Below are 22,456 nucleotides of genomic sequence, written 5' to 3'. Positions count from 1 at the left end.
GATCCGGGCGAAGGTGGAGCATCCCTTCCGCTACATCAAGCGCGTGTTTGGCTACGACAAGGTCCGCTACCGGGGGCTTGCAAAAAATACCGATCGCCTGTGTCTGTTGGCAGGCTTCACCAACCTGTTAATCGGGAGAAAATACCTGCCCGTCTAGGGGCAGTGCGCCTGAAATCCGCGGATAGCAGGTTTTAGGCAAGGAAACGAGGGGGTATTGCGTGAAAATATCGGAAATTTGAGCGTTAAACGTTCAACTTTTTGAGTGGCTCAGCTTATTCCCAGAAAACGGTGAGTTGATCAGAGGTTCCCTAGGTACTCCGACAGAGTCGAAATGTTTATATCCCACCACTTGCATTGTTTTTCCGCGTGCCGGTTCTTTTACTCACCAGAGAGCGGATGCATATGAGGTTCTAAAGAGATGATGATTGATCGGGGCGACAAGGTGAAGGGGCGAGCGATTATTATAGGCCCAAATCGTTTTTATGAAATACTTGACAATTTACGTAGGATGTGTAGTGAGATTCGGAGCGCTATTACGAATTCAACAGAGCCTTAAAAACCCCCAGCACAGGCTACCCCCACTTCTCCATCTCCCGTTTATCGATTTCCCTGGCCGCCACCCAGCGGTCTCCGGTTTCGCTGGACTCCTGTTTCCAAAACGGCGCCTCTGTCTTGAGACGGTCCATAATGTACTGGCAGGCGGCAAAGGCCGCCTGGCGGTGGGGGCTGGTCACGCCGACGAAGACAATATCGTCCTGCAGGGCGAGGGGGCCAACGCGGTGCAGCAGGCGCACCCGCCCCAGCGGCCAGTGTGCCCGCGCATCGGCGGTGATGTCCTGCAAACTTTTTTCTGTCATGCCCGGATAGTGTTCGAGCTTCAGCCCGCGGACGGCCGCCCCGGCGTTGAAGTCCCGTACGGAGCCGACAAACATTACGCAGGCGCCGTCTCCGCGGTTTTCCCGGCGCAGTGCCGCAAACTCCTCAGCTACGGAGAAGGCGCCTTTGCGCACTTCGATAAAATCCATCGGCTTACCCTCCGGTTACCGGAGGGAAGAAAGCCACCTCATCACCATCGGCAATTCGAGTGGATGCCAAAGCCATTTCCCGGTTGACCGCGGCCTGAAGGTCCGCAGCTTGCAGTGGCGCCTGCCAGTCGGGAAACTGTTCGCCGAGATATGTGCGCAATTCGGACACACTGCCGGAATAATTTTCCAGCTTGTACTCGGCCGTTCCCAACTGTTCGCGCAGACTTGCAAAAAACAGAATCTTAATCATGCCGCTCACCTCCGGGGCGCCAATGCCCCCGCTTACCGCCATTTTTTTCCAGCAGGCGCGTGGGGCCGATTTCCATCGCCGGGTCCACCGCCTTACACATATCGTAAATTGTCAGTGCCGCTACCGCCGCGGCGGTCAGAGATTCCATTTCCACGCCGGTGCGTCCGGCCAGGCGGCAGTAGCTGCGCACGCGCACGCAGTGGGCCTCCGGCTGCAGTTCAAACTCAATTTCCACCTTGGTCAGCGCCAGGGGATGACACAGGGGGATCAAATCGGCGGTTTTCTTTGCCGCCTGAATACCGGCAATACGCGCTACTGCCAGTGCATCGCCTTTTTTGTTGTTTCCCTCTGAGAGCAAGGCAAAGGCCTCGGCACTCATATGCACCGCGCTCTCGGCGCGGGCACTGCGTTCGGTCACGGCTTTGTCGGTGACATCCACCATGTTGGCTTCACCGCGCGCATTTAAATGAGTTAAACGTTGCACGGCTTCACCCCCTAGAGGCGCAGGACATTTGTGCAGGGCGAATATGCGGCACAAAATTGCATGGGCGGTGACGCGCATCCAACTGTTCGAGCAGTATGCCCTCCCAAGCAGTGCGGCAGGCGCCTGTGGAACCGGGCATACAACAGATCAATGTGTGATTAGCCAGGCCCGCGACGGCCCGCGACTGCACGGTTGAGCTGCCGATGTCTGTGAAGGAAATGTGTCGGAACAGTTCACCAAACCCCTCCACGGTTTTATCGAACAGCGGCACCAGTGCCTCTGGCGTGGAATCGCGTTCGGTGAACCCGGTGCCGCCGGTAACCAGTATCACCTGCACTTCCGCATCGGCAATCCACTGCGATACCGTCGCGCGTATTCGGTAGATGTCATCCGGAACCAGGCACCTGTGCGCCAGCCTGTGTCCGGCGGCCTGCAGGGCATCGACCAGATATTGGCCCGAGGTATCAGTGTTCTCGGTGCGGGTGTCGGAGACCGTCAATACCGCAATATTGAGCGGCTCAAAGTTTTCTGCAGCGTGTCCAGCCATCTATTCTTCCGCCTGTTGAGTCTTGTGAATCGGTTTTAAAGAATGTTCCGCGCGCGGATGGTGCTCAAATGGCCCCGCGCTTGGGCCCCGTATTCCGGCTGAACATGCGCCGCGTACTCAGCCGGCGTATTGATATTGGCAAAACACTGCGCAGTGCCGGGTATTGCCAGTCGCTGCGCGCCGCATTGCCGCAGCAGTGCGCCGATGGAATTCGGTCCGCGTTTGCGCACCGCGGCATCCAGGAACTCACGCACTCCGGTATCCAATGGCAACCACAGCGGAAAATAAAAATCGCCGAAATAACTGGCTCGGCCACTGCGTTGCCCCGCCGCCAGCAGCTGCGCCAGTAGTTCGCCATGCAGCAGCGGCATATCCACGGGGATTACCAGCAATGCCCCGCTTTCCACGGCGCACGCGGTGCCGTAGAGGCCGCCCACGGGCCCCATGCCGGGTACCGGATCGGGAATACCGCCAGGGCGGTTGCCACTGATTAATACCTGCGCCAGCGGAAGCACGCGCAGCAGCGCAACGGCGCGCTGTAGAAAGTGCTCACCGCCCGGCAGTGGCAACCCGGCCTTGTCCCGCCCCATTCGACGCGACCGTCCGCCGGCCAGCACAACACCGCAACAATCCAACACCCGCGACACCGTCAACCTCCCAGCATCGCCAGATTGCGGGTCGCGCCAGTGAAACCTCGGTCCAATTGATGACCGGCGCTCTTGCCGCACACTGCGCTGCGAATCAGCGCCGCCAAATCCCGGTGGTCGCCACTGGCAATCGCGCTGCGCAAATCTATCCCCGCCTCGGCAAACAGACACAGATGCAGGGCGCCCTGCGCCGACATGCGCAGGCGATTGCAGCCCGCACAAAAATCCCGACTATAAGGCATGATTAAACCGATGCGGCCAATATAGTCCGGGTGTGTATACTCTTTTGCCGGCCCGGCGTCGCGCCCCCGCGGCAACAGCTCCCAGCCGGTGTGCAACAGCCATTTTTCAATATCGCGCCCGGCCACATGGTTACTGGCAAAAAAGTCGCGGTTGTCTCCGGTGCGCATCAGTTCAATAAAACGCAAGCTGACGGGCGTTACCTTCACCCAGTCGAGAAACTGCTCAAATCCAGCCAGATTGTGCTCGCGCAACAATACCGAGTTGACCTTGGTTGACACCCCCAGCTCCAATGCGCGATCTATGCCGCGCAGGACATTCGCCAGCTTGTCGTGTCCGGTAATCGCCCTGAAGCGCTGCGGGTCCAGACTGTCGACGCTGACGTTGAGCTGGTCCAGACCCGCGCGCTGCCAGGCATCGATTTGTGAGGCCAGGCGGTAACCGTTAGTGGTGATGGCAACACGGCGGATACCATCCACATTTACCGCGGTTTCAATCAACTGCACCAAGTCTTTGCGCAGCGAGGGTTCGCCGCCGGTGAAACGCACTTTCTCGGTACCCAGGGAGGCAAAGGCGCGAACAACGGTGTTCACTTCAGCGACACTGAGCGGCTTCTCCCGCGCAATCGATTCACCGCACTGGTAGCCATCCGGCAGACAGTAATTGCAGCGGAAATTGCAGATATCGGTCACGGACAGGCGCAGGTAATAGAACCTGCGCCCATAGTTGTCTTTTAACATTAAACGCCTTTCCAAAGCCGGGAGGCAGGCCGGTTTCCCGGACGGCCCTGGTGGTGGAAAAATTTTCCAGCCACGGTTCCCGTTCCATACGCACAGCGCTTAGGTTGAGGGAACTCGGTGTTTAAACTGCGGGCAGTGTAACAGCGGAGCGGAAGATTGCCCGGGGGCAAAAGTGGTACTCCTTACGGCGTACCGCGCCCGTCCCACGGATCAAAAAGCCGCGACCACTTGTAGCCACAATTTGTCGGTATCGCTGCCGTAGTCCTCGGCACGGTAAGAGGCAAATTTCACCAGTGCCGACAAATTTTTGCTCAGTGCGCGCTCATAGCTGAGATCCCACTCACTCCCCCAATCACCAGATCCCTCCGCCGCACTAAAGCGGTGATAGGTTATCCCCAGCCGTCCGCCGGCCAATCCTGCGTTCGCGCCCAGATAAGCATCTTCCACCCCCTCGGCCGGCGTTGTGAGGAATTGGTCGGCGAACCCCTGGAATTTGTGCAGGGTTGCCAGCGGCGTGGCAAAGCCCACACCGTTGTCGCTGCCCAAAATCTCGTAACCCAGCTTGGCATCCACTGGCCCCAGCGCTGTAGACAGTTCCGCCAGGTAATAAGTCGCGCTGTAGTCGAGGCTGCTCTCGCCGCTTTCGCTCTGGCGGGCATAACTCAGGCGCGTTCCCAGTATCCCGACATCTGCGATATAGGTGAAACCGAGTGTTCGGCTGGAATTGTTTGTCGCCTGGTCCAAGTCAACATCCAGAAAAAAAAGATGCAGTTTTTGCTTCTCCGCAAAGGGATAAGTGGCATTGAAAAGATGAATGTCGCCATCCCAGCTTCCCTGATCGCTATCCTCACCAAAAATGCGATGGACTCTGTAGACGTAGCTGTAATCGATTTGCAGAGATTCTGAATTGCCGTAGCGAAAGCGGTATCCGTCAAACGTCTGCTCGTTCTGACGCCAGCCGACCCCACCTACAAAACGCTGATCGCCCAGGTTAATACGTTGACGACCAGCGGTAATGTCGTAGTTGTCGCGCGCGTAGCGAAGATAAGCCCGGTTTACTTCGGTTCCCTCAGGATCAGCCACCAGTGGATATTCTGAGTTGCCATTAGTGGTGGAGTTATAACTGTCACTGCCAACGGCGGAGACATCGTCCATTTCAACGCCGATGACAAGGCCCCGATAGATTCCGCTTGTCCAGCTGAGACGGCTTCTCAAGGTCGATGCATTGGCCTGATCATCAAATCCCGCCTGATCGACACTTTCCAATCGGTAGCGCAGACTCAACCCCAGCTGGCCATTTTGCAGCGCATCGATCAGTGTCTGCGCTTCCCGGTCGGCGGCGAGCGGTTGCATTGCAGCAGTCAAAGTGGCGCAAAACAATAGCGCGCGGTTAGTATTGGTAGCGTTACCGGGGAGCATATTTTCTTCCTCTGGGACAGTATTTAGAAATCTCTGTTGAATGCACTTTCTGAGGGAAAGTTTTTTTCAAGCGCCGACCGGAAACTCAAGTGATAAATTGCCTGAGTGCTCCAGGAGCAATTACAGCGTTCGCGTTACTCTTTAGAGGAGGGCGCAACCTTTGCCCGAAAGTTACACCACGCACCATTTTCCGGGTACTGGCCAGATGGCGTACCACCTGCGCCCTGCCCGATTATTATCCGCGCCGAAGAGAGCAAATACCGAAAGATCGATACCTAAAAATCTACCTATAAAAAGCTCATTACCTGTACCCACTAAGATCCGCTACTCCTATGGAATTATGCGGAACCACAGAGCCCCGGCGTCAGCAGCCAATGCTCAACGTAATTGAGCGCCCTGAAGCCTCAAAAGCGCTTGTGCAATTTCATCAGAGACCACTTAACCGCCGGGGGTAGATCCGATTTTCTGCATGCTTCCCCGCCCTCCCATTACCACTTTTACCAACTTTTCCAGTAACGGGGCCCGCTTATGATGGACTGCCGAGTGATTGGCAAAAACTACTGTGTTAAGAGGAGCTGTCATGCGTTCACAAAGCGGCCTCAACCTTTTCAATTGGCGCGACCCGAAAATTAAAACACTACATATCACTTGGGTTGCTTTTTTTCTGAGCTTCGTCGTCTGGTTCAGCCACGCACCGTTACTGGTATTTATCCAGGAGGCATTCGACCTCAGCAGCCAACAAGTCAAAGCGCTGCTGATTCTCAATGTGGCGCTGACGATACCCGCGCGCATTATCGTGGGCATGATGGTGGATAAATTCGGCCCCCGCTCTGTCTACAGCGCCCTGCTGATGATTTCCTCGGTAATCTGTATCGGCTTTGCCACCGCCGATAGCTATGTATCGCTGGCACTGTTCCGTTTTTTACTGGGCTTTGTCGGTGCCGGATTTGTTATCGGCATCCGCATGGTGGGCGAGTGGTTCCCAGCCAAGCAAGTGGGCCTGGCCGAGGGAATCTACGGCGGCTGGGGCAACTTTGGCTCCGCTGCAGGCGCAATGACCCTGCCGGGTATCGCACTGCTGATCGGTGGTGAAAACGGCTGGCGCTACGCCCTGGGCCTCACTGGTGTCATCGCCGGTCTATACGGCTTCCTCTACTACCGTGTCGCGCGCAATACCCCCGAGGGCGCCACCTATTTCAAACCGAAAAAAACGGGCGGGCTCGAAGTCACCAGCAGAAAGGATCTGTACCTTTATCTGTTGATGAATATTCCCATGTATTTGGCATTGGCATCTCTGGGCTACAAACTGTCACCGGCCGGCGTGCAGCTGTTGACCTGGCAGACCACCTATGTGCTTTGGGGATTACTGGTGCTGCTGTTTGCAGTGCAGTCCCGCCAGATCTGGCTGGTCAACCGGGAACACCTGCGGGCCGGTGTTCCGGAACTGGAAAAATATGAGTTCAAGCAGGTCGCCATCCTCGATCTGGCCTATTTCGTTACCTTTGGCTCTGAGCTGGCGGTAGTATCCATGCTTCCTCTGTTTTTCCTGGAAACCTTCGATGGGCTGAATGCGGTACAGGCTGGTTTGCTGGCTTCCGGCTTCGCTTTTATGAACCTGGTATCGCGTCCCACAGGCGGTCATTTCAGTGACAAAATGGGCCGCCGCAACAGTTTGATGTTTCTCGTCGGCGGCCTGGCCGTAGGTTATTTGGTACTGAGCCAAATCGACAGTGACTGGTGGATACCGGCGGCGGTGATCGCCACTATGGCCTGTTCCTTCTTCGTGCAGGCCGGTGAGGGCGCCGTTTTCGCCGTGGTGCCGCTGGTCAAGCGACGCATGACCGGGCAGATTGCAGGCATGGCCGGAGCCTACGGCAATGTGGGTGCCGTGGCCTATCTGACCGCGCTGTCGTACGTCGATTACAGTACTTTCTTCTTGATAATTGCGGGCTCCGCCGCGCTGGTATTCTTTATCTGCGCCTTTATGGATGAGCCCAAAGGCCGAATCGCGGAAAGATTGCCCGACGGGACAGTGCATCTGATCAGCGTGGAATAAGCGGCAGCTAGCGCGCTAGCCGGGCAATACGCTGATTCAGGAATCTCTGCCTTTTATATGGGAGCTACAGTGGACTTCGGCGCGCTCACCATAGTGTGCGCATTTCGAAAACGCACGAGTACATCCCTGTAGCTCCTGTCCATTTATCCGACAGTTTCGAACTACCCATCCCATCACCTGAACGTCTCATCCGGCCTCAAAGTATCTTTATCGTCAGCTTGAACTTTGTCAGAGATTTCCTGATCCCTGTCAGCATCGCTGCCTTGAACCCTCTGGTAATGATCTGGATCAAGCACCATACAGCAGCTAGCGTTAGATTATGGAGGTACTGGCCACCCGATATGCCCCGACGGGGTCAGGGTGCCCGGGCAATGACGCAGGCTTTGCGCATTATCGCAAGGGGCACCGCGATAATGCGCCCGTTATAAGGATGAAACCGTGAAAAATATTCTCGTCATTCTCGACAAACCCAAACACGAACAAATCGCACTGCAGCGGGCCTTAGCGCTGGCCAAGGCAACGGGCGCGCGCCTGCATCTGATCAGCTTCGTCTACGAACCACAGCTGACGATGGCCGGTATGTATGAGGCAATGGATGAGTTAATGCACACGATGCTGGGCGAGCGCAAACGCTGGCTCGCAGAACTGCGGGAGAAATACCAGCTTCCAGAGGACACCGAGACACAAGCAGTTTGGCACTACAACATCGCCTCCTGGATCCTGGAGATCTTAGAGCGAGAATTCTACGATCTGCTGATCAAAACCGCGCAGAAACAATACGGCCACGGCGGCTTTGGCTCTATCGACTGGCAGCTGATCGAACACGCGCCAATACCTTTGTGGCTCGCCGTCTCCACGCCGTGGATCAAGCGGGACCGCCTGCTCGCGGCCCTGGACCCGATGATGAACACCCCTCTGCACAGAGAACTCAACCAGCGGGTGCTGACCACCGGCGATCATTTGGCTCGACTGTTAGGGGCGGAACTAGAGCCAGTGGCCTGCCTGCCAGGCGCCGGTGTCCTCGAGGAACTGGGGCTGGCCACGGGCCGAAACACCTCCGCGGAAGCGCGGCGCGCGGCGCAGGAACATCTGCAGGCAATCATCGCCAATAGCGGCGCGACTTGCGGTGAGCTGCACCTTGTGTCCGGGAAGCCGTCGCGAGAGGTCAACCGGATCGCAGACCGTCTCAAGGCGCGTCTGATGCTGGTAGGGCGCGGGGTGCGCAAGGGCGCCGCCGGTTTCCTGCTCGGCAATACCGCCGAACGCATTCTCGCCAAATCCAATACCGATGTAATGGTTGTGCCCTAAACCGGCACTCAACCGCCAGTGCAATAGATGTCCCTCATCTATTGCATTGGCGCCGGACATTACCAGCGCAGAAGGGGTAGTAAGTAAACTCCGGATTTATCCGGACCCTCGCGGTCTCCCCCGCCAAACAGGTCCATCCCCCCAGCGCACAATCCCCCGGTGGGGGTAGACGGCTGCATTTCTGAGGGTATCCAGCACTGTCCATGGCACCTTCCCAATGCTTGTTCAGGCACAAAAACCACTATATGTTGTGAAAATATAAATCATCAACACTACATATAGACACGCAAGCTCAATCCGGCGCTCCTCCCGAGTGCCGACAGACGGTTTAGCCAGGAGTCCCAATGCCCGCGTTTTCCCCCTCCGATCTACCGGCAGCAACCCACTATGCCAGCGAGGCCAGCCATCTGCTCGTACACAAACGCGACGGCCGCACAGTGCGTTTTGACCGCGCGCGGATCGCCAGCGCCATTTTGCGCGCGGGACGAGCCACCGGTGCCTTCGGTGCCTCAGAGGCGGACCGGCTCACCGATCAGGCCGTCCAAGTGATCACACACCGTCACGACGGCAGTGCGCCGGTGGATATCGAAGAGATCCAAAATATCGTCGAACAGGTCCTGATTAGCAGCAACTATCTGGACACCGCGCGCGGCTATATTGCCTACCGCAGCCGCCACCAACAGATGCGCGAAGACCGCCAAACGCTGGTGGACGTCACCGCCTCCATCGACGAATATCTGCAGCGGGAAGACTGGCGGGTGGCCGCCAACGCCAACCAGGGCTATTCCCTCGGCGGACTGATCCTGAACAGCGCCGGCAAGATGATTGCCAACTACTGGCTCAACCACGTTTACACACCGGAAATCGGCGCGGCGCACCGCGAAGGTGATCTGCATATCCACGACCTCGACATGCTGTCCGGCTATTGCGCCGGCTGGTCGCTGCGCACGCTGCTGCAGGAAGGGTTGAACGGAATACCGGGCAAGGTCGAATCGGCACCGCCAGTACATCTGTCCAGTGCTATCGGCCAGATAGTGAATTTTCTCGGCACCCTGCAAAACGAGTGGGCGGGCGCACAGGCGTTCAGCTCTTTCGACACCTATCTGGCACCGTTTATACGCAAAGATGGACTCAGCTACCGCGAAGTGCGCCAGTGTATGCAGGAGCTGATTTTCAATCTCAACGTACCCTCCCGTTGGGGCACCCAGACGCCCTTTACCAACCTGACCTTTGACTGGGTATGCCCGGAGGATCTGCGCGAACAGGTACCCGTTATTGGCGGGCGCGAAATGCCATTTACCTACGGCGATTTACAGGAGGAAATGGACCTGATCAACCGCGCCTATATCGAAGTGATGACCGAGGGTGACGCACGCGGCCGCGTCTTTACCTTTCCGATCCCCACCTACAATATCTCAGCGGATTTTCCCTGGCACAGTGAAAACGCGCAGCGGCTATTTGCCATGACCGCCCGCTACGGGCTGCCCTACTTCCAAAATTTTATCAATTCCGATCTGAGCCTCAATATGATCCGCTCCATGTGCTGCCGCCTGCAGCTGGATCTGCGAGAGTTGCTCAAACGCGGCAACGGCCTGTTCGGTTCCGCCGAACAGACTGGTTCCCTGGGTGTGGTAACCATTAACTGCGCGCGTCTGGGTTATCTGCACCGGGGCGACGAATCCGCTTTGCTAGCCGCTCTCGACCGGCTGCTGGAGCTGGCCCGCGACTCCCTGGAAACCAAGCGTAAAGTCATTCAGCGGCATATGGACGCGGGCCTTTTCCCCTACAGCAAACGTTACCTGGGCACCCTGCGCAATCACTTCTCCACCATTGGGGTCAACGGTATCAACGAAATGCTGCGCAACTTCAGCGGCGACCGCGAAAGTATCGTCACCGCACAGGGCCGGGCAATGGCGGAGCGCCTCTTGGATCACATCCGCGCACGCATGGCGGAATTTCAGGAAGAAACCGGGCACCTGTACAACCTGGAGGCGACACCAGCCGAGGGCACGACCTACCGTTTCGCCCGCGAAGACCGCAAACGCTTTCCCGATATTCTCCAGGCCGGCAGCAGCGATGCCCCCTACTACACCAATTCCTCACAGCTGCCGGTCGGTTATACCGATGATCCCTTCGAAGCATTGGCACTACAGGAGTCTCTGCAGGCGCGCTATACCGGCGGCACAGTACTGCACCTGTATTTGGGTGAACAGCTGCCGGACGCCGACAGCTGCCGCAAGCTGGTACAACGGGCGCTGGAAAACTACCGACTGCCCTATATCACCGTAACACCCACTTTCTCCATTTGTCCGCGGCACGGCTACCTGAGCGGCGAACACGAATTCTGTCCCCGTTGCGACGAAGAACTGCTCGCGCAAAAGCGCTGTTGTACCACCCACTGAAAACACTCAAAGGAGCCTTTTATGAACGAGCAAATCACCGTTTTGCGAGATGACGAGCGCACCCGCTGTGAAGTCTGGAGCCGCGTAATGGGATACCACCGCCCCGTCTCTTTCTGGAACCCCGGCAAGCAATCGGAACACCGTGAGCGGCGCTACTTTGTCGCCATCGACAGTAACGACAAAGTGCCGACCGGGAGGACGGAGGCAGCGGCACAGTGAAGGAGCGACTGCGTGTCGGCGGCTTCACCCCCTTTACCGCCATCGACTATCCGGGGGCACTGTCGGCGGTGGTATTTTGCCAGGGATGTCCCTGGCGCTGCCGCTACTGCCACAACAGTGGATTACTGCCGCCCCGCGCACCCACGCCCTACGCGTGGGAGCAATTACTCGAATTCCTCGGCCGCCGCCGGGGAATACTCGACGCGGTGGTCTTTTCCGGTGGAGAGCCGACCGCGCAGGCAGCGCTGGACAGCGCCGTCAACGATGTGCGGGCCCTCGGATTCAAAGTGGGCCTGCACACCGCGGGCATGTATCCGCGCCGGTTGCGCCAACTGCTGCCCAGGCTGGACTGGGTGGGATTGGATATTAAAGCACTGCCGCAAAACTACCCGGCGATCACCGGCGTCGCCGCAAGCGGCGACACCTCCTGGGAGAGTGCCCGGCTACTTGCCGCGGCCCAGGTGCCGTTGCAGGTGCGGCTCACCCGCCATCCGCGGCTGACCAGCGAGGAAGAATTAAATGAAATCAGAAAAAAACTGCTGACACTCGGCATTAATGAATTGGTGGTGCAGCGCTGCAATACACAGTACTGTCTGGACAGCAGACTGTAACCTGTGTTTATCCGGTGCAAACACTCACGGATCTGTCTCCGGGAAAAAACGCTCGAGTGATGGAGTAAAAAAACCTCTGATAAACTCACACGGGAGCTGTAGTGAATTTTCGGCCCTCTCACCCGCGGCTGCGGGCAATCAGTTCGAGTCCCGGCTGAGCCCGCCAGTAGCCGTCTACCCCTTTCTCCAGGTCTTCCCGGCAGGGCTCGCCGCGGCGGGCGCCGTCGAATGCCGACACCACCCGCGCCATGTCTTGCCACTGCGGAGAAAGGCGCAGGATATCCACCCCGAGTTCCTGCATTTCAGCATAGTGATGCAACAGATTGACCGGTTCGGCGGACATTGTCTGAATGCCATTGATTAAAAACAGCGCTTGCTCTTCCTGCGAAGCCAGGGGCAGGCCAGCGGGAAACTCGATGCAGCGGTATCCGCAACTGTCCTTGTCGAGCCCGAGGTGGCGCGCGGTAAAGCAGCGGGCTGAATACGCGAGCGGCATATGGCCGTAGGCGAATACCTCCACTTCGGGTTTTCTGTCACAGGCAGCCAGCACTTCTCCTAATTGGCGTGCGCTCATTTCCACCGGCACAGTCCAGCGCACCATACCCAGTGACATCATCTGCGCCAGCGCGTGCTGATTGTAAATGTTGATCGCGGGGCCACAGACAAAAGCCAGACCCGCCTCCGACAACAGCTGCACCGCCGACATATCGTTGGCCTCCACCAGCAGCTGGCCGTTATCGCAGATTTTACGCACCCAGTTGAGGTCGGCATTGGACTCCAGCAGTGTCAGCGTAGACAGCACTATCTGCTTATCCGACAGCGCCGCCAACTCCCGGGCCAATTGCAGCCAATCCGCCGCGCGCAACTGATGGCGCTTCCCGCATACCACCTCCCCCAGATAAATAATATCCAGCGGTGTGGTCAGCATTTGCGCATAAAACTGCTGGATATCCCCCCGCGGCCAATAATACTGCACCGGTCCCAAAGCGAGCTGCATAACGCCTCCTTTACTGCCAAGGGCGATCGTACGCGCCCAGTGTGGTTTGCTTGCCCTCGGAGTTTTTTGCCAGAGTCGCGCGCCAGCGCTCCTCGATGGAGAAATCCCCACCGCGCCGCAATACTTCGTCTATCGCATCTCGCCAGGTGCGCACCACCTGCGCCACATATGCGGGACTGCGCTGCCTGCCCTCCAGCTTGATCGCGCGGATACCGGCGGCCCGCAGTTCCGGCAACAGCGCCATACTGTTCAAGCTCGTCGGTTCTTCCAGTGCGTGGTGGCGCCTGCCCTCCACGATAAAACGCCCTTTGCACAGCGTGGGATAACCGGCGTTTTCCCCCTCGGCGAAACGATCGATCAACACCCCGTTCAGCCTCGTTTCCAACCCCTGCGCACCGTCTCGCCACTCCACAGCCTGGGCCGGCGAGCAGACGCCGTTCAAATTGGGCGACTCCCCGGTGACATAGGAACTCAAGTGACAACGCCCCTCGGCCATAATGCATAGACTGCCAAAACCGAATACCTCCAGCTCCACTTGGGTTCCAGCCGCCAGCTGCTGCACTTGCTTCAGAGACAGCACCCGGGGAAGCACCGCGCGGCGGATGTGGAACTGGCGGCGATAAAATTCCAGCGCGGAGACACTGGTTGCCGATGCCTGCACCGAAAGGTGTAAAGGCATAGCGGGATACTTTTCTGCCGCATAGCCCATAAGGCCGATATCCGCCAGAATTACCGCATCGGCATTGAAGCCGGCAGCCCGGTCAACTGCCGCCTGCCAGCGCGAAAAACTGCGCGGTTGTGCATAGGTATTGATGGCGACGAACAATTTTCGTCCCCGGCTGCGTATACGCTCGAGCGCCCGCAACGCATTTTTGTCATTGAAATTCAAACCGCTGAAGTTGCGCGCGTTGGTTTCATCATTGAAACCGATATAAACGGCATCCGCGCCGTTATCCACAGCAGCCTCCAGTGCTGGCAGGCTACCGGCAGGGCAAACGAGTTCCATAACAATGTCATTTCAATTTTGAGGATGGATAAAAAGCAGCAGCGCCGCTGACGGGCTTACCCCGGGAAATTCAGGCTTGAGAGAGAGACGCCAGCTTGTCCGCCATAACCGTCAAGCATCGCTGCAGCCACCCCGGGATACGGCTTCGGTCCAGTGCATCCAAGCGGTTCTTCACCGTCAAACCGATTTCCGTCTGCCCGCGGATCATCAACCGGCGATGAAAAAATAGGGTATCCGGATCTTCCCGCCCGGCGGCAATCGCCAGGAAGTCACCCGCTGTCGCGGCAATGGTGGAATCGGCCTCGGCCGCCGCAGAAGCGCGGACAAATCGCCCTCCCCGCTTGCCGATACGGAAATGCACCTTTAAATCTGTCACTGCAATTTCCAACACGCGACCGTCCAGAAAATCAAACACCCCCTCATCCAGTTCTTCTGAAAGCTGCCGGTTGAGGAGTTTCACCAGCGCAACCTCTCCCGGCCATCGCGGGAACAACGGCAGAAATTTGCGGCCAATTCTGTAGCCACCATGTGCAATCAGGTTACCGACAGCTGGCATATTCGGACTCCATACCCGCATCGATGTGTATTGAGGAATCTCTGATTAAGTCGCTTGGCGACAGTAATGAGACCTTTTCCCAAAGATCACTACCGCCCCATGTACTTTAATCAGCGGCTCCTTAAGCTGATGTGTGAGATTACTTCGGTGTGTCCGAATCGTCGAACGCTGCCCCGTTCCGGGACCGTTGATTGGCCGCGCCCTCAATTGAGCAGGCGGATGCCACCGATATCCGCCGAACGAACCAGATCATTGAGGTAGTTCGCAATCATTTGCCGTCGCAGCTTTTCCCGCAAATAGCGATCAATGTTTTTTTCTACATAGGAAAAATCCAGCGGTCTTCCCTGTTCGAGCTGTTCGACATAGATCAAGTGCCAACCGTATTTCGTCCGCACTGGGGATTGCATCAGACCGATTTCACCGGCGAAAACAGCTTCTTCAAAAGGCGCCACTGTATCGCCGGGGCCAACCTGGCCGAGACTGCCGCCAGCGTCGCGGGACGAGCAGTCCGAATGCCGGTGTGCCAATTCCGCGAAACGCAACAGCGGGTCGGGTGCTTTGCGGATATCTTCAAGCAACGACTCGGCGAATTTCCGCTGCCGCTCTTGCGCCGCCTTTTCCCCGGGCTTTACCAGCAGCAGAATATGGCGTACCTCCGCCAGCGGCTTTGAGGTAAACCGCTGCCGGTGCTCGGTATAATAGTCGTAGCGCTGCGCCTGGGTCGGATCGACCTGTGGCACCTCTCTTTCGAGCAATCGCTCTACCGCGGCATCAAATACTTCGCTGTGGATGTCTATATCCTTTTCACACAGCCCACATTCGAAGGCCCGCTCTCGCAACAGGTGAGCCAGTACCAATGCCCTGGCGGCAGCGTAGATTGCCTCCCGGGATGTGTCCGCAGGATGGTACTGCATCTCGGCATAGATCTGTGTCTGCGGGATCTCCCTGCCGTTCACCGTTACCGGGCCGACAAGGGGCCGATCATCTGCATCACTGGCCAGAAGTGCGCTCATGTTCGCCTCCTATACTCACAGGCCGCCGGCAGCCTTGGCGCGCACTATTTGATAGTTGCGGCGGAAGTACTGCACCGGAATACTCCACACATGCACCAAGCGGCTGAACGGAAATACGAGGAATAAGTTCAACCCGAGGAAAACGTGCAATTTGTAGATCACATGTACCTCGCTGATTGCAGCAACTGCCCCCGGTGCATTCAGCGTGACGATCGATTGTGCCCAAGTCATCAGCTTCAGCATTTCCGCGCCGTCCATATGACCCGCGGATACAAAGATGCTGAGCAGGCCCAGAATCAACTGCACATACAGCATCAACAGAATGACGATATCCATACGCGAGGAAGTGGCACGGATACGGGGATTCGCCAAGCGTCGGTGCAGCAATATGGTCATGCCGATAAAACAGATAACACCAAAAAGTCCTCCGGCACCCATCGCCAGTGCCTGTTTGGTAGATGCCTCTACCCCCAACAAATGCCAAACCGCCTTAGGCGTCAGCAATCCAACAAAGTGCCCGGCGAGAATCGCCAGCACCCCGATATGGAACAGATAGCTGCCGAGGCGCAGCTTTTTCTTTTCCAGCAGCTGGCTGGAACCGGTGCGCCAGGTGTACTGATCCCGGTCGTAGCGGATAAGGCTGCCCAGCAGGAAAACGGTAAACGCTACAAACGGATAAATTCCGAAGAAAATGGTATTGAAATAGTTCATTGTTTACTCCCAAGCATCACCGACGTATCCGGCGCGTGATTGCCCGCATCGACCCAGGTAATTGCCTTATCGTCTTTGAGCTGCGCCGCGCTGGGGCGAGTAATGCCCTGCTCGCAGGCACTGCCCTGGGCAGCGGAAAAACTGACTGCCTCTTCTTCCCAGATCTTGTCCAAAACTTCCGGGGTATCGTCCCGTGCTTCTCCAGCCACCTGCCGCGCAAGGCCATCCCGATCGACTTCAACCTCGCTTAAATCCAACAGCGCATCGACCAGTTCCGCATAAACCGACTCCCTAGCCCGCAGACGCGTGGCAAGCAAAGCGAGAATATGAGCGATCTCCTGTAGCCACTCCCGCACCGCCTCCTCCTGTGTGGCGCAAAACTCCAGGTAGGCTGGCAGATAGTCCGGCAACTCACGTTCGGCAAGTGCCAGGCCCGCACTGCGGTAGCGCTTCATCAGGTCCACCATAGCCTGGCCGCGATCGCGGGATTCGCCGTAAACATGCTCGAAAATATGCAGGGATACCGCGCGCCCGCGTTCGAACAGGCCTTCATACTCGCTCTGCCAGTCGAGCAGCTCGCGGCGCTCGTAGTATTCGATAAAGCGCAGCAACCGGTCGCGCAAGCGGGGACTCAGCGCATCGCTTTGACCAATAAAGTGGATAACCTCCGGCAGATGCGCAGCCAATGTTTCGTCCGGGTAGTCCAGCAGTCGAGATATCAATCGAAGACTTTTCATCACCTTCTCTCACTAATCAGCAACTTTCGCTGGGATGATTTCGCGAACCGTTTGTTTTTTACCCCCAAATATATTTACGGGATCATTGCCGGTGCTGCAGCCGTTACCGAAACTGAAACCACAGGCGGATTTAATGTCGTAGGCGCTTTCCGCGTAGGACTTATAGCTGGAAGGCACCACAAAGCGGTCCTCGTAATTAGCCAGCGCCATGTAGCGGTACATATCCTCCACCTGCTGTACCGTCATGCCCGCCGCTTCGAGCAATTCCCGATCCTGCACACCGTCGACATGAACCCCGCGCATATAGGCGCGCATTACAATCATGCGTTCCAACGCGCGCGCCACTGGCGCTTCATCACCTGCAGTGAGCAGGTTGGCCAAATACTTCAACGGTATCCGCAGGGTGGAGAGGTCGGGTATCTCGGCATTCATACCGACGGTTACCGTTTCCACCTCACCCGCCTGAACGGCATTTTGAATCGGGGACAGCGGCGGCACATACCAGACCATCGGCAGAGTGCGATATTCCGGGTGCAGGGGCAGCGCCACCTGCCAGTCAATGGCCATTTTGTAGACCGGCGATTGCTGTGCAGCATCGAGCCATGACTGCGGAATACCTTCCGCGCGCGCAGCCTCCTGTACTTTGGGATCGTGTGGATCGAGAAAAATATCGCACTGGGCGCGGTACAGGTCTTTCTCGTTCTCGACTGCCGCAGCTTCCGCGATGCGGTCGGCATCGTACAGCAGCACCCCCAGGTAACGAATGCGCCCGACACAGGTTTCGGAGCAGACAGTGGGCTGACCGGATTCAATGCGCGGATAACAGAAGATGCACTTTTCGGACTTGCCGCTTTTCCAGTTGTAATAGATTTTTTTATAGGGACAGCCGGAAACACACATGCGCCAGCCCCGGCATTTATCCTGATCGATCAGGACTATGCCGTCTTCCTCGCGCTTATAGATAGCGCCACTCGGACAAGACGCCACACAGGCGGGGTTGAGACAGTGCTCGCACAGGCGCGGCAGATACATCATAAAGGTGTTTTCGAATTCACCGTATATATCCGCCTGTACCTGCTCAAAGTTTTTGTCTTGTCTGCGCTTGTCGAATTCTGTACCGAGGATTTCCTCCCAGTTGGGACCCCAATCAATTTTTTCCATCCGCTGGCCACTGATCAGTGAGCGCGGCCGCGCTACCGGCTGATGTTTTTGCTGCGGCGCCTTGTGCAGATCCTGGTAATCGAAATCAAAAGGCTCGTAGTAGTCATCAATTTCCGGCATGTGCGGATTGCCGAAGATATTCGCCAGTATGCGGTGCTTGCCCCCTTGGCGCGGTTCCAGTTTTCCGTTCTTTTTGCGAATCCAGCCCCCCTTGTACTTTTCCTGGTTTTCCCAGTCCTTCGGATAGCCGATACCGGGCTTGGTCTCAACATTGTTGAACCAGGCGTACTCAACCCCTTCGCGGGACGTCCAAACATTTTTACAGGTCACCGAGCAGGTGTGGCAGCCGATACACTTATCGAGGTTCAGCACCATGCCGATCTGGGCTCTCACTTTCATTGCACAGCCTCCTCCGCGGCCGCCGCCGCTTTAACGTCTTCCCCGTCGAGCCAGTCGACCTTGTTCATCTTTCTCACAATGACAAATTCATCCCGGTTGCAGCCGACGGTTCCGTAGTAATTGAAACCGTAAGACTGCTGCGCATAGCCACCGATCATATGTGTCGGTTTCATTACGGCGCGGGTCACAGAGTTGTGGATACCGCCACGTGTGCCGGTGGTTTCCGCACCGGGTGTGTTCACAATGCGCTCCTGGGCGTGATACATCATCGCCATGCCATCGGGCACCCGCTGCGAAACCACGGCGCGGGCGGCAATAGCGCCGTTGACATTGAAGATCTCAATCCAGTCGTTGTCTTCGATACCCGCCTGTCTGGCATCCGTCTCGCTCATCCATACGATGGGACCGCCGCGGGATAAGGTCAGCATCAGCAGGTTGTCGGAATAGGTACTGTGAATACCCCACTTTTGGTGTGGCGTAATCCAGTTCAAAATAATTTCCCGGTTTCCATTCGGCTTTTTGTTCAATACCGGTGCAACGGTTTTCAAGTTGATCGGTGGCTTGTACACGCACATGTTCTCGCCGAAATCGCGCATCCATTCGTGGTCCTGGTAGAACTGCTGACGGCCGGTGATGGTGCGCCAGGGAATATACTCGTGGACATTGGTATATCCCGCGTTGTAACTCACGTGCTCGTCTTCAAGGCCGGACCATGTGGGCGAGGAAATGATTTTGCGCGGCTGGGCGACAATATCGTTAAAGCGGATCTTTTCTTCTTCTTTCGGTTTTGCCAAGTGCGTGTGGTCGCGCCCGGTAATTTCACCCAACGCCTGCCAGGCTTTTACCGCCACCTGTCCGTTGGTCTCCGGGGCAAGGGAGAGAATCATCTCCGCGGCATCCACCGCCGTTTCGATTTTGGCGCGACCGTCGCGTTCCGATTCCTCCCGGTAGGTGCGGTTCAGTTTTTTCAGGAAATCCACTTCCGCTTCGGTATTCCAGCTAATCCCCTTACCGCCGTTGCCGATTTTCTCCAGCAGCGGTCCTACTGATGTGAAACGGTTGTAGGTGTTCGGGTAGTCGCGCTCCACCAGGATCATGCTCGGTGCGGTTACCCCCGGCACCAGATCGCACTCCCCTTTCCACCAGGCTTTAACGGCAAATGGCTGGGCAATTTCTCCCGGGGTATCGTGGTGAATCGGCAGGGTCACCAAGTCCTTTTCCACACCCAAGTGACCTTCGCAGAGATCGGAGAAGGTTTTGGCTATCCCCTTGAAAATTTCCCAGTCGCTGCGCGCTTCCCAAGCCGGGTCCACGGCTTTTGTCAGCGGGTGGATAAACGGGTGCATATCGGACGTATTCATATCGTCCTTTTCATACCAGGTGGCGGTGGGCAGAACGATGTCGGAATAAAGGCAAGTGGTGGACATGCGGAAATCCAACGTCACCAGTAGATCGACCTTGCCCTCGCGCGGCTCATCGTGCCAGGTGATGTCTTCCGGCTTTTTGCCGCCGGCTTCTCCCAGATCCTTGCCCATCAGTCCGTGCCGGGTACCGAGCAAGTGCCGCAGCATATACTCGTGTCCTTTGCCCGAAGAACCCAGCAGGTTGGAACGCCAGATAAACAGGTTGCGCGGGAAATTCTGCGGGTTGTCCGGGTCCTGGTTGGCAAACTTCAACTCGCCGCTCTGCAGCTGTTGCACGGCATAGTCTTTCGGGTCCATACCCGCGGCTGCCGCTTCCCGGGTCAACTGCAGCGGGTTGACTCCCAGCTGCGGTGCAGACGGCAACCACCCCATCCGCTCTGCGCGGCTGTTGAAGTCGATAATGGAACCACTCCACTTATCCTTGTCGGCCAACGGCGAGACCACTTCGGCCATTTCCAGTTTTTCATAACGCCACTGGTTGGAGTGGTTGTAGAAGAAGGAGGTACCGTTCATATGGCGCGGTGGTCGCTGCCAGTCAAGCGCGAAAGCCAGAGGTGTCCAGCCGGTCTGCGGGCGCAGTTTCTCCTGTCCCACATAGTGGGCCCAGCCACCGCCACTCTGGCCGATACAGCCACACATCATCAACATATTGATCAGGCCGCGGTAACTCATATCCATGTGATACCAGTGATTCAGCGCCGCGCCGACTATAACCATAGAGCGCCCGCGGGTCTTATCGGCGGTGGTGGCGAACTCCCGCGCGACCCGGATCACCTCTCCCCGGGGCACGCCGGTCACGCGCTCTTGCCAGGCCGGGGTATAGGGTTTGTCTTCGTCGTAACCATGTGCGCAATTGGGGTCTTGCAGTCCCTGCTCCACACCGTAATTGGCTAAGGTCAGGTCATAGACACTGGCCACCAGGATGGTTTCCCCATCAGCGCCGCGGATCTTTTTCACCGGCACAAGGCGTTCGATCACATCGTCGTGGCCGGTGTTCTGGAAATAGTCATACTCGTGTGCGGTGCCGCCAAAATAAGGGAAGGCCACAGTGGCAATGGTATCGGCACAGTCTTTCAGGCTGAGTTGAAGTGTCACGTCGGAACCATCGGCACCGTCGCGCTGCTCGATATTCCATTTCCCTTTTTCCCCCCACCGGTAACCGATGGAGCCATTCGGCGATACCAGGCGCCCGTCTTTGTTGAGCGCCACGGTTTTCCACGCCGGGTTATTGCCCTGCCCCAGGTTGTCCACCAGATCAGACGCGCGCAGGAAACGGCCCTGGATCAGCCGGACACCTTTTTTCTCCAGAGTGACCAGCATCGGCATATCCGTGTATGTGCGTACATATTCGGTGAAATAGGCACTGGGCTTTTCCACGTGAAACTCTTTGAGAATCACATGGCCAAAAGCCATCGCCAGAGCCGCATCAGTGCCCTGGCGCGGTGCCAGCCAGGTATCGCCAAACTTGGAGCACTCGGAGTAATCGGAGGTGATCACACAAGTCTTGGTGCCCTTGTAGCGCACTTCACTGAGAAAATGCGCATCCGGGGTGCGAGTCTGAGGGACATTGGATCCCCATACGATGAGGTAGTTTGAGTTGTACCAGTCGGCAGATTCCGGCACGTCGGTCTGCTCCCCCCAGATCTGCGGAGAAGCCGGCGGCAGGTCGCAGTACCAGTCGTAAAAGCTCAGGCAGTTGCCGCCGATCAGCGACAAATAGCGGGCACCGGCGGCGTAGGACACCATGGACATGGCCGGAATTGGTGAGAAACCGGAGATGCGGTCGGGACCGTAGCGCTTCGCGGTGTAGATATTGGCGCTAGCGATCAGCTCGTTGACCTCGCTCCAGTCCGCGCGTACAAAACCGCCCATACCGCGGCAGGCTTTATATGACTTCGCTTTTTCTGGATCCTCGACAATGCTGGCCCAGGCATCCACCGGATCCGCATGCTCGAGCTTGGCCTGACGCCATAGCTTCACCAGGCGCTTGCGGATTTTCGGGTACTTGAGCCGGTTGGCGGAGTACATGTACCAGGAGTAGCTGGCGCCCCTGGGGCAACCCCGTGGCTCGTGATTAGGCAAATCGGGGCGCGTGCGCGGATAATCTGTCTGTTGAGTTTCCCAGGTGACCAGCCCGTCTTTTACGTAAATTTTCCAGCTGCAGGATCCCGTGCAGTTCACCCCGTGGGTGGAGCGCACAATCTTGTCGAACTGCCAGCGGCGGCGGTAACCATCTTCCCAACTGCGGTCATCATCGGTCTTTTCGCCATGGCCGTCGGCAAAAGGCTCCCGTTGCTTTTTGAAATACTTCAGTCGGTCCAGAAAGTGGCTCATACATTACTCCGAGACATAGACGCCGGTATGTGATTAGCGGATGGAGCGGAATATAAAAGCTGCCGGGAGTGAATACACCGGGGGAAAAATCGACTTCAAATTGCCGTCTACCCCTTTTGGGGTAGAACAAAATTTCTCTTTTCCGGTTAAAGTGCGACGGTGTCTGGCGC

The 22,456-nt window shown here is 57.2% G+C and carries 19 protein-coding genes, 1 pseudogene and 1 riboswitch; of the genes and pseudogenes, 5 read left to right on the top strand and 15 right to left on the bottom strand.

The window, feature by feature from the left end; genetic code table 11:
* Positions 1–157 (top strand): transposase (locus tag BM155_RS13215; protein ID WP_139223265.1); only part of this gene is annotated, 157 nt, incomplete at its 5' end.
* 415 nt (positions 158–572) lie between these two features.
* On the opposite strand, the gene moaE is transcribed toward BM155_RS13215, so the two are convergent.
* The 7 genes from moaE to BM155_RS13180 form a co-directional block, all read right to left on the bottom strand.
* The gene (moaE, locus tag BM155_RS13210) at positions 573–1,025 is read right to left on the bottom strand and encodes a molybdopterin synthase catalytic subunit MoaE (protein WP_074903616.1); all 453 of its coding nucleotides are present in this window, start codon (positions 1,023–1,025) and stop codon (positions 573–575) included.
* Between the two features lie 4 nt (positions 1,026–1,029).
* Complete coding sequence (moaD, locus tag BM155_RS13205; protein ID WP_067151827.1) at positions 1,030–1,275, bottom strand: molybdopterin converting factor subunit 1; 246 nt, start codon at positions 1,273–1,275, stop codon at positions 1,030–1,032.
* Positions 1,268–1,759, bottom strand: a complete 492-nt coding sequence (gene moaC, locus BM155_RS13200; protein WP_074903614.1) for a cyclic pyranopterin monophosphate synthase MoaC — start codon at positions 1,757–1,759, stop codon at positions 1,268–1,270. Before moaC ends, moaD begins: the two co-directional genes overlap by 8 nt.
* Before the next feature lie 4 nt (positions 1,760–1,763).
* On the bottom strand, positions 1,764–2,306 hold the full coding sequence (gene moaB / locus BM155_RS13195; RefSeq protein ID WP_074903608.1) for a molybdenum cofactor biosynthesis protein B: 543 nt from the start codon (positions 2,304–2,306) through the stop codon (positions 1,764–1,766).
* 35 nt (positions 2,307–2,341) lie between these two features.
* Positions 2,342–2,923, bottom strand: a complete 582-nt coding sequence (gene mobA / locus BM155_RS13190; RefSeq protein ID WP_302848370.1) for a molybdenum cofactor guanylyltransferase — start codon at positions 2,921–2,923, stop codon at positions 2,342–2,344.
* A gap of 32 nt (positions 2,924–2,955) precedes the next feature.
* Entirely contained in the window at positions 2,956–3,933 is a 978-nt protein-coding gene (moaA, locus tag BM155_RS13185) for a GTP 3',8-cyclase MoaA (protein ID WP_067151815.1), read from the bottom strand.
* Positions 3,922–4,065: riboswitch (molybdenum cofactor riboswitch) on the bottom strand. Its footprint overlaps the gene before it by 12 nt.
* A gap of 78 nt (positions 4,066–4,143) precedes the next feature.
* Complete coding sequence (locus BM155_RS13180) at positions 4,144–5,352, bottom strand: alginate export family protein (protein WP_074903604.1); 1,209 nt, start codon at positions 5,350–5,352, stop codon at positions 4,144–4,146.
* 580 nt (positions 5,353–5,932) lie between these two features.
* Here BM155_RS13180 and BM155_RS13175 point away from each other — a divergent pair.
* From BM155_RS13175 to BM155_RS13155, 4 genes and pseudogenes are all read left to right on the top strand, one after another.
* A complete protein-coding gene (locus BM155_RS13175; RefSeq protein WP_067151809.1) occupies positions 5,933–7,408 on the top strand; it encodes a NarK family nitrate/nitrite MFS transporter in 1,476 nt (491 codons plus the stop codon).
* Between the two features lie 438 nt (positions 7,409–7,846).
* Positions 7,847–8,716: a universal stress protein gene (locus BM155_RS13170; protein WP_067151806.1), complete on the top strand. Its 870-nt coding sequence runs from the start codon at positions 7,847–7,849 to the stop codon at positions 8,714–8,716.
* 344 nt (positions 8,717–9,060) lie between these two features.
* A pseudogene (locus tag BM155_RS13165) lies at positions 9,061–11,337 on the top strand (ribonucleoside triphosphate reductase).
* Positions 11,334–11,948 (top strand): anaerobic ribonucleoside-triphosphate reductase activating protein, encoded by a 615-nt coding sequence (locus tag BM155_RS13155; RefSeq protein WP_074903599.1) that lies wholly within the window; start codon positions 11,334–11,336, stop codon positions 11,946–11,948. Before BM155_RS13165 ends, BM155_RS13155 begins: the two are co-directional and overlap by 4 nt.
* Positions 11,949–12,066: 118 nt before the next feature.
* Here BM155_RS13155 and BM155_RS13150 read toward each other — a convergent pair whose 3' ends face one another.
* The 8 genes from BM155_RS13150 to BM155_RS13115 all read right to left on the bottom strand — a co-directional run bounded on the left by BM155_RS13150 (position 12,067) and on the right by BM155_RS13115 (position 22,286).
* Positions 12,067–12,945, bottom strand: a complete 879-nt coding sequence (locus tag BM155_RS13150) for a U32 family peptidase (protein ID WP_074903598.1) — start codon at positions 12,943–12,945, stop codon at positions 12,067–12,069.
* 10 nt (positions 12,946–12,955) lie between these two features.
* On the bottom strand, positions 12,956–13,951 hold the full coding sequence (ubiU, locus tag BM155_RS13145; protein ID WP_074903594.1) for a ubiquinone anaerobic biosynthesis protein UbiU: 996 nt from the start codon (positions 13,949–13,951) through the stop codon (positions 12,956–12,958).
* A 70-nt stretch (positions 13,952–14,021) separates the two neighbouring features.
* On the bottom strand, positions 14,022–14,507 hold the full coding sequence (gene ubiT / locus BM155_RS13140) for a ubiquinone anaerobic biosynthesis accessory factor UbiT (RefSeq protein ID WP_074903592.1): 486 nt from the start codon (positions 14,505–14,507) through the stop codon (positions 14,022–14,024).
* A 203-nt stretch (positions 14,508–14,710) separates the two neighbouring features.
* Entirely contained in the window at positions 14,711–15,520 is an 810-nt protein-coding gene (locus BM155_RS13135; protein WP_074903591.1) for a peptidylprolyl isomerase, read from the bottom strand.
* 15 nt (positions 15,521–15,535) lie between these two features.
* Positions 15,536–16,231 (bottom strand): respiratory nitrate reductase subunit gamma, encoded by a 696-nt coding sequence (gene narI / locus BM155_RS13130; RefSeq protein ID WP_074903589.1) that lies wholly within the window; start codon positions 16,229–16,231, stop codon positions 15,536–15,538.
* Positions 16,228–16,968, bottom strand: a complete 741-nt coding sequence (narJ, locus tag BM155_RS13125) for a nitrate reductase molybdenum cofactor assembly chaperone (RefSeq protein ID WP_074903587.1) — start codon at positions 16,966–16,968, stop codon at positions 16,228–16,230. The genes narI and narJ overlap by 4 nt, the downstream gene beginning before the upstream one ends.
* Before the next feature lie 12 nt (positions 16,969–16,980).
* Entirely contained in the window at positions 16,981–18,528 is a 1,548-nt protein-coding gene (gene narH / locus BM155_RS13120; protein ID WP_074903585.1) for a nitrate reductase subunit beta, read from the bottom strand.
* Positions 18,525–22,286 (bottom strand): nitrate reductase subunit alpha, encoded by a 3,762-nt coding sequence (locus tag BM155_RS13115; protein WP_074903583.1) that lies wholly within the window; start codon positions 22,284–22,286, stop codon positions 18,525–18,527. Before BM155_RS13115 ends, narH begins: the two co-directional genes overlap by 4 nt.
* Positions 22,287–22,456 lie beyond the last annotated feature (170 nt).

The organism is Microbulbifer thermotolerans (genome assembly GCF_900112305.1).
Lineage (GTDB): Bacteria > Pseudomonadota > Gammaproteobacteria > Pseudomonadales > Cellvibrionaceae > Microbulbifer > Microbulbifer thermotolerans.
This window is presented reverse-complemented; position numbering and strand designations above follow the sequence as displayed.

Coding starts and splice junctions, on each gene's coding strand:
- moaB (WP_074903608.1), bottom strand. CDS start 2,306: ATGGCTGGACACGCTGCAGAAAACTTTGAGCCGCTCAATATTGCGGTA.
- narH (WP_074903585.1), bottom strand. CDS start 18,528: ATGAAAGTGAGAGCCCAGATCGGCATGGTGCTGAACCTCGATAAGTGT.
- BM155_RS13115 (WP_074903583.1), bottom strand. CDS start 22,286: ATGAGCCACTTTCTGGACCGACTGAAGTATTTCAAAAAGCAACGGGAG.
- moaA (WP_067151815.1), bottom strand. CDS start 3,933: ATGTTAAAAGACAACTATGGGCGCAGGTTCTATTACCTGCGCCTGTCC.
- BM155_RS13180 (WP_074903604.1), bottom strand. CDS start 5,352: ATGCTCCCCGGTAACGCTACCAATACTAACCGCGCGCTATTGTTTTGC.
- narI (WP_074903589.1), bottom strand. CDS start 16,231: ATGAACTATTTCAATACCATTTTCTTCGGAATTTATCCGTTTGTAGCG.
- ubiT (WP_074903592.1), bottom strand. CDS start 14,507: ATGCCAGCTGTCGGTAACCTGATTGCACATGGTGGCTACAGAATTGGC.
- BM155_RS13150 (WP_074903598.1), bottom strand. CDS start 12,945: ATGCAGCTCGCTTTGGGACCGGTGCAGTATTATTGGCCGCGGGGGGAT.
- moaE (WP_074903616.1), bottom strand. CDS start 1,025: ATGGATTTTATCGAAGTGCGCAAAGGCGCCTTCTCCGTAGCTGAGGAG.
- ubiU (WP_074903594.1), bottom strand. CDS start 13,951: ATGGAACTCGTTTGCCCTGCCGGTAGCCTGCCAGCACTGGAGGCTGCT.
- BM155_RS13135 (WP_074903591.1), bottom strand. CDS start 15,520: ATGAGCGCACTTCTGGCCAGTGATGCAGATGATCGGCCCCTTGTCGGC.
- BM155_RS13175 (WP_067151809.1), top strand. CDS start 5,933: ATGCGTTCACAAAGCGGCCTCAACCTTTTCAATTGGCGCGACCCGAAA.
- narJ (WP_074903587.1), bottom strand. CDS start 16,968: ATGAAAAGTCTTCGATTGATATCTCGACTGCTGGACTACCCGGACGAA.
- moaD (WP_067151827.1), bottom strand. CDS start 1,275: ATGATTAAGATTCTGTTTTTTGCAAGTCTGCGCGAACAGTTGGGAACG.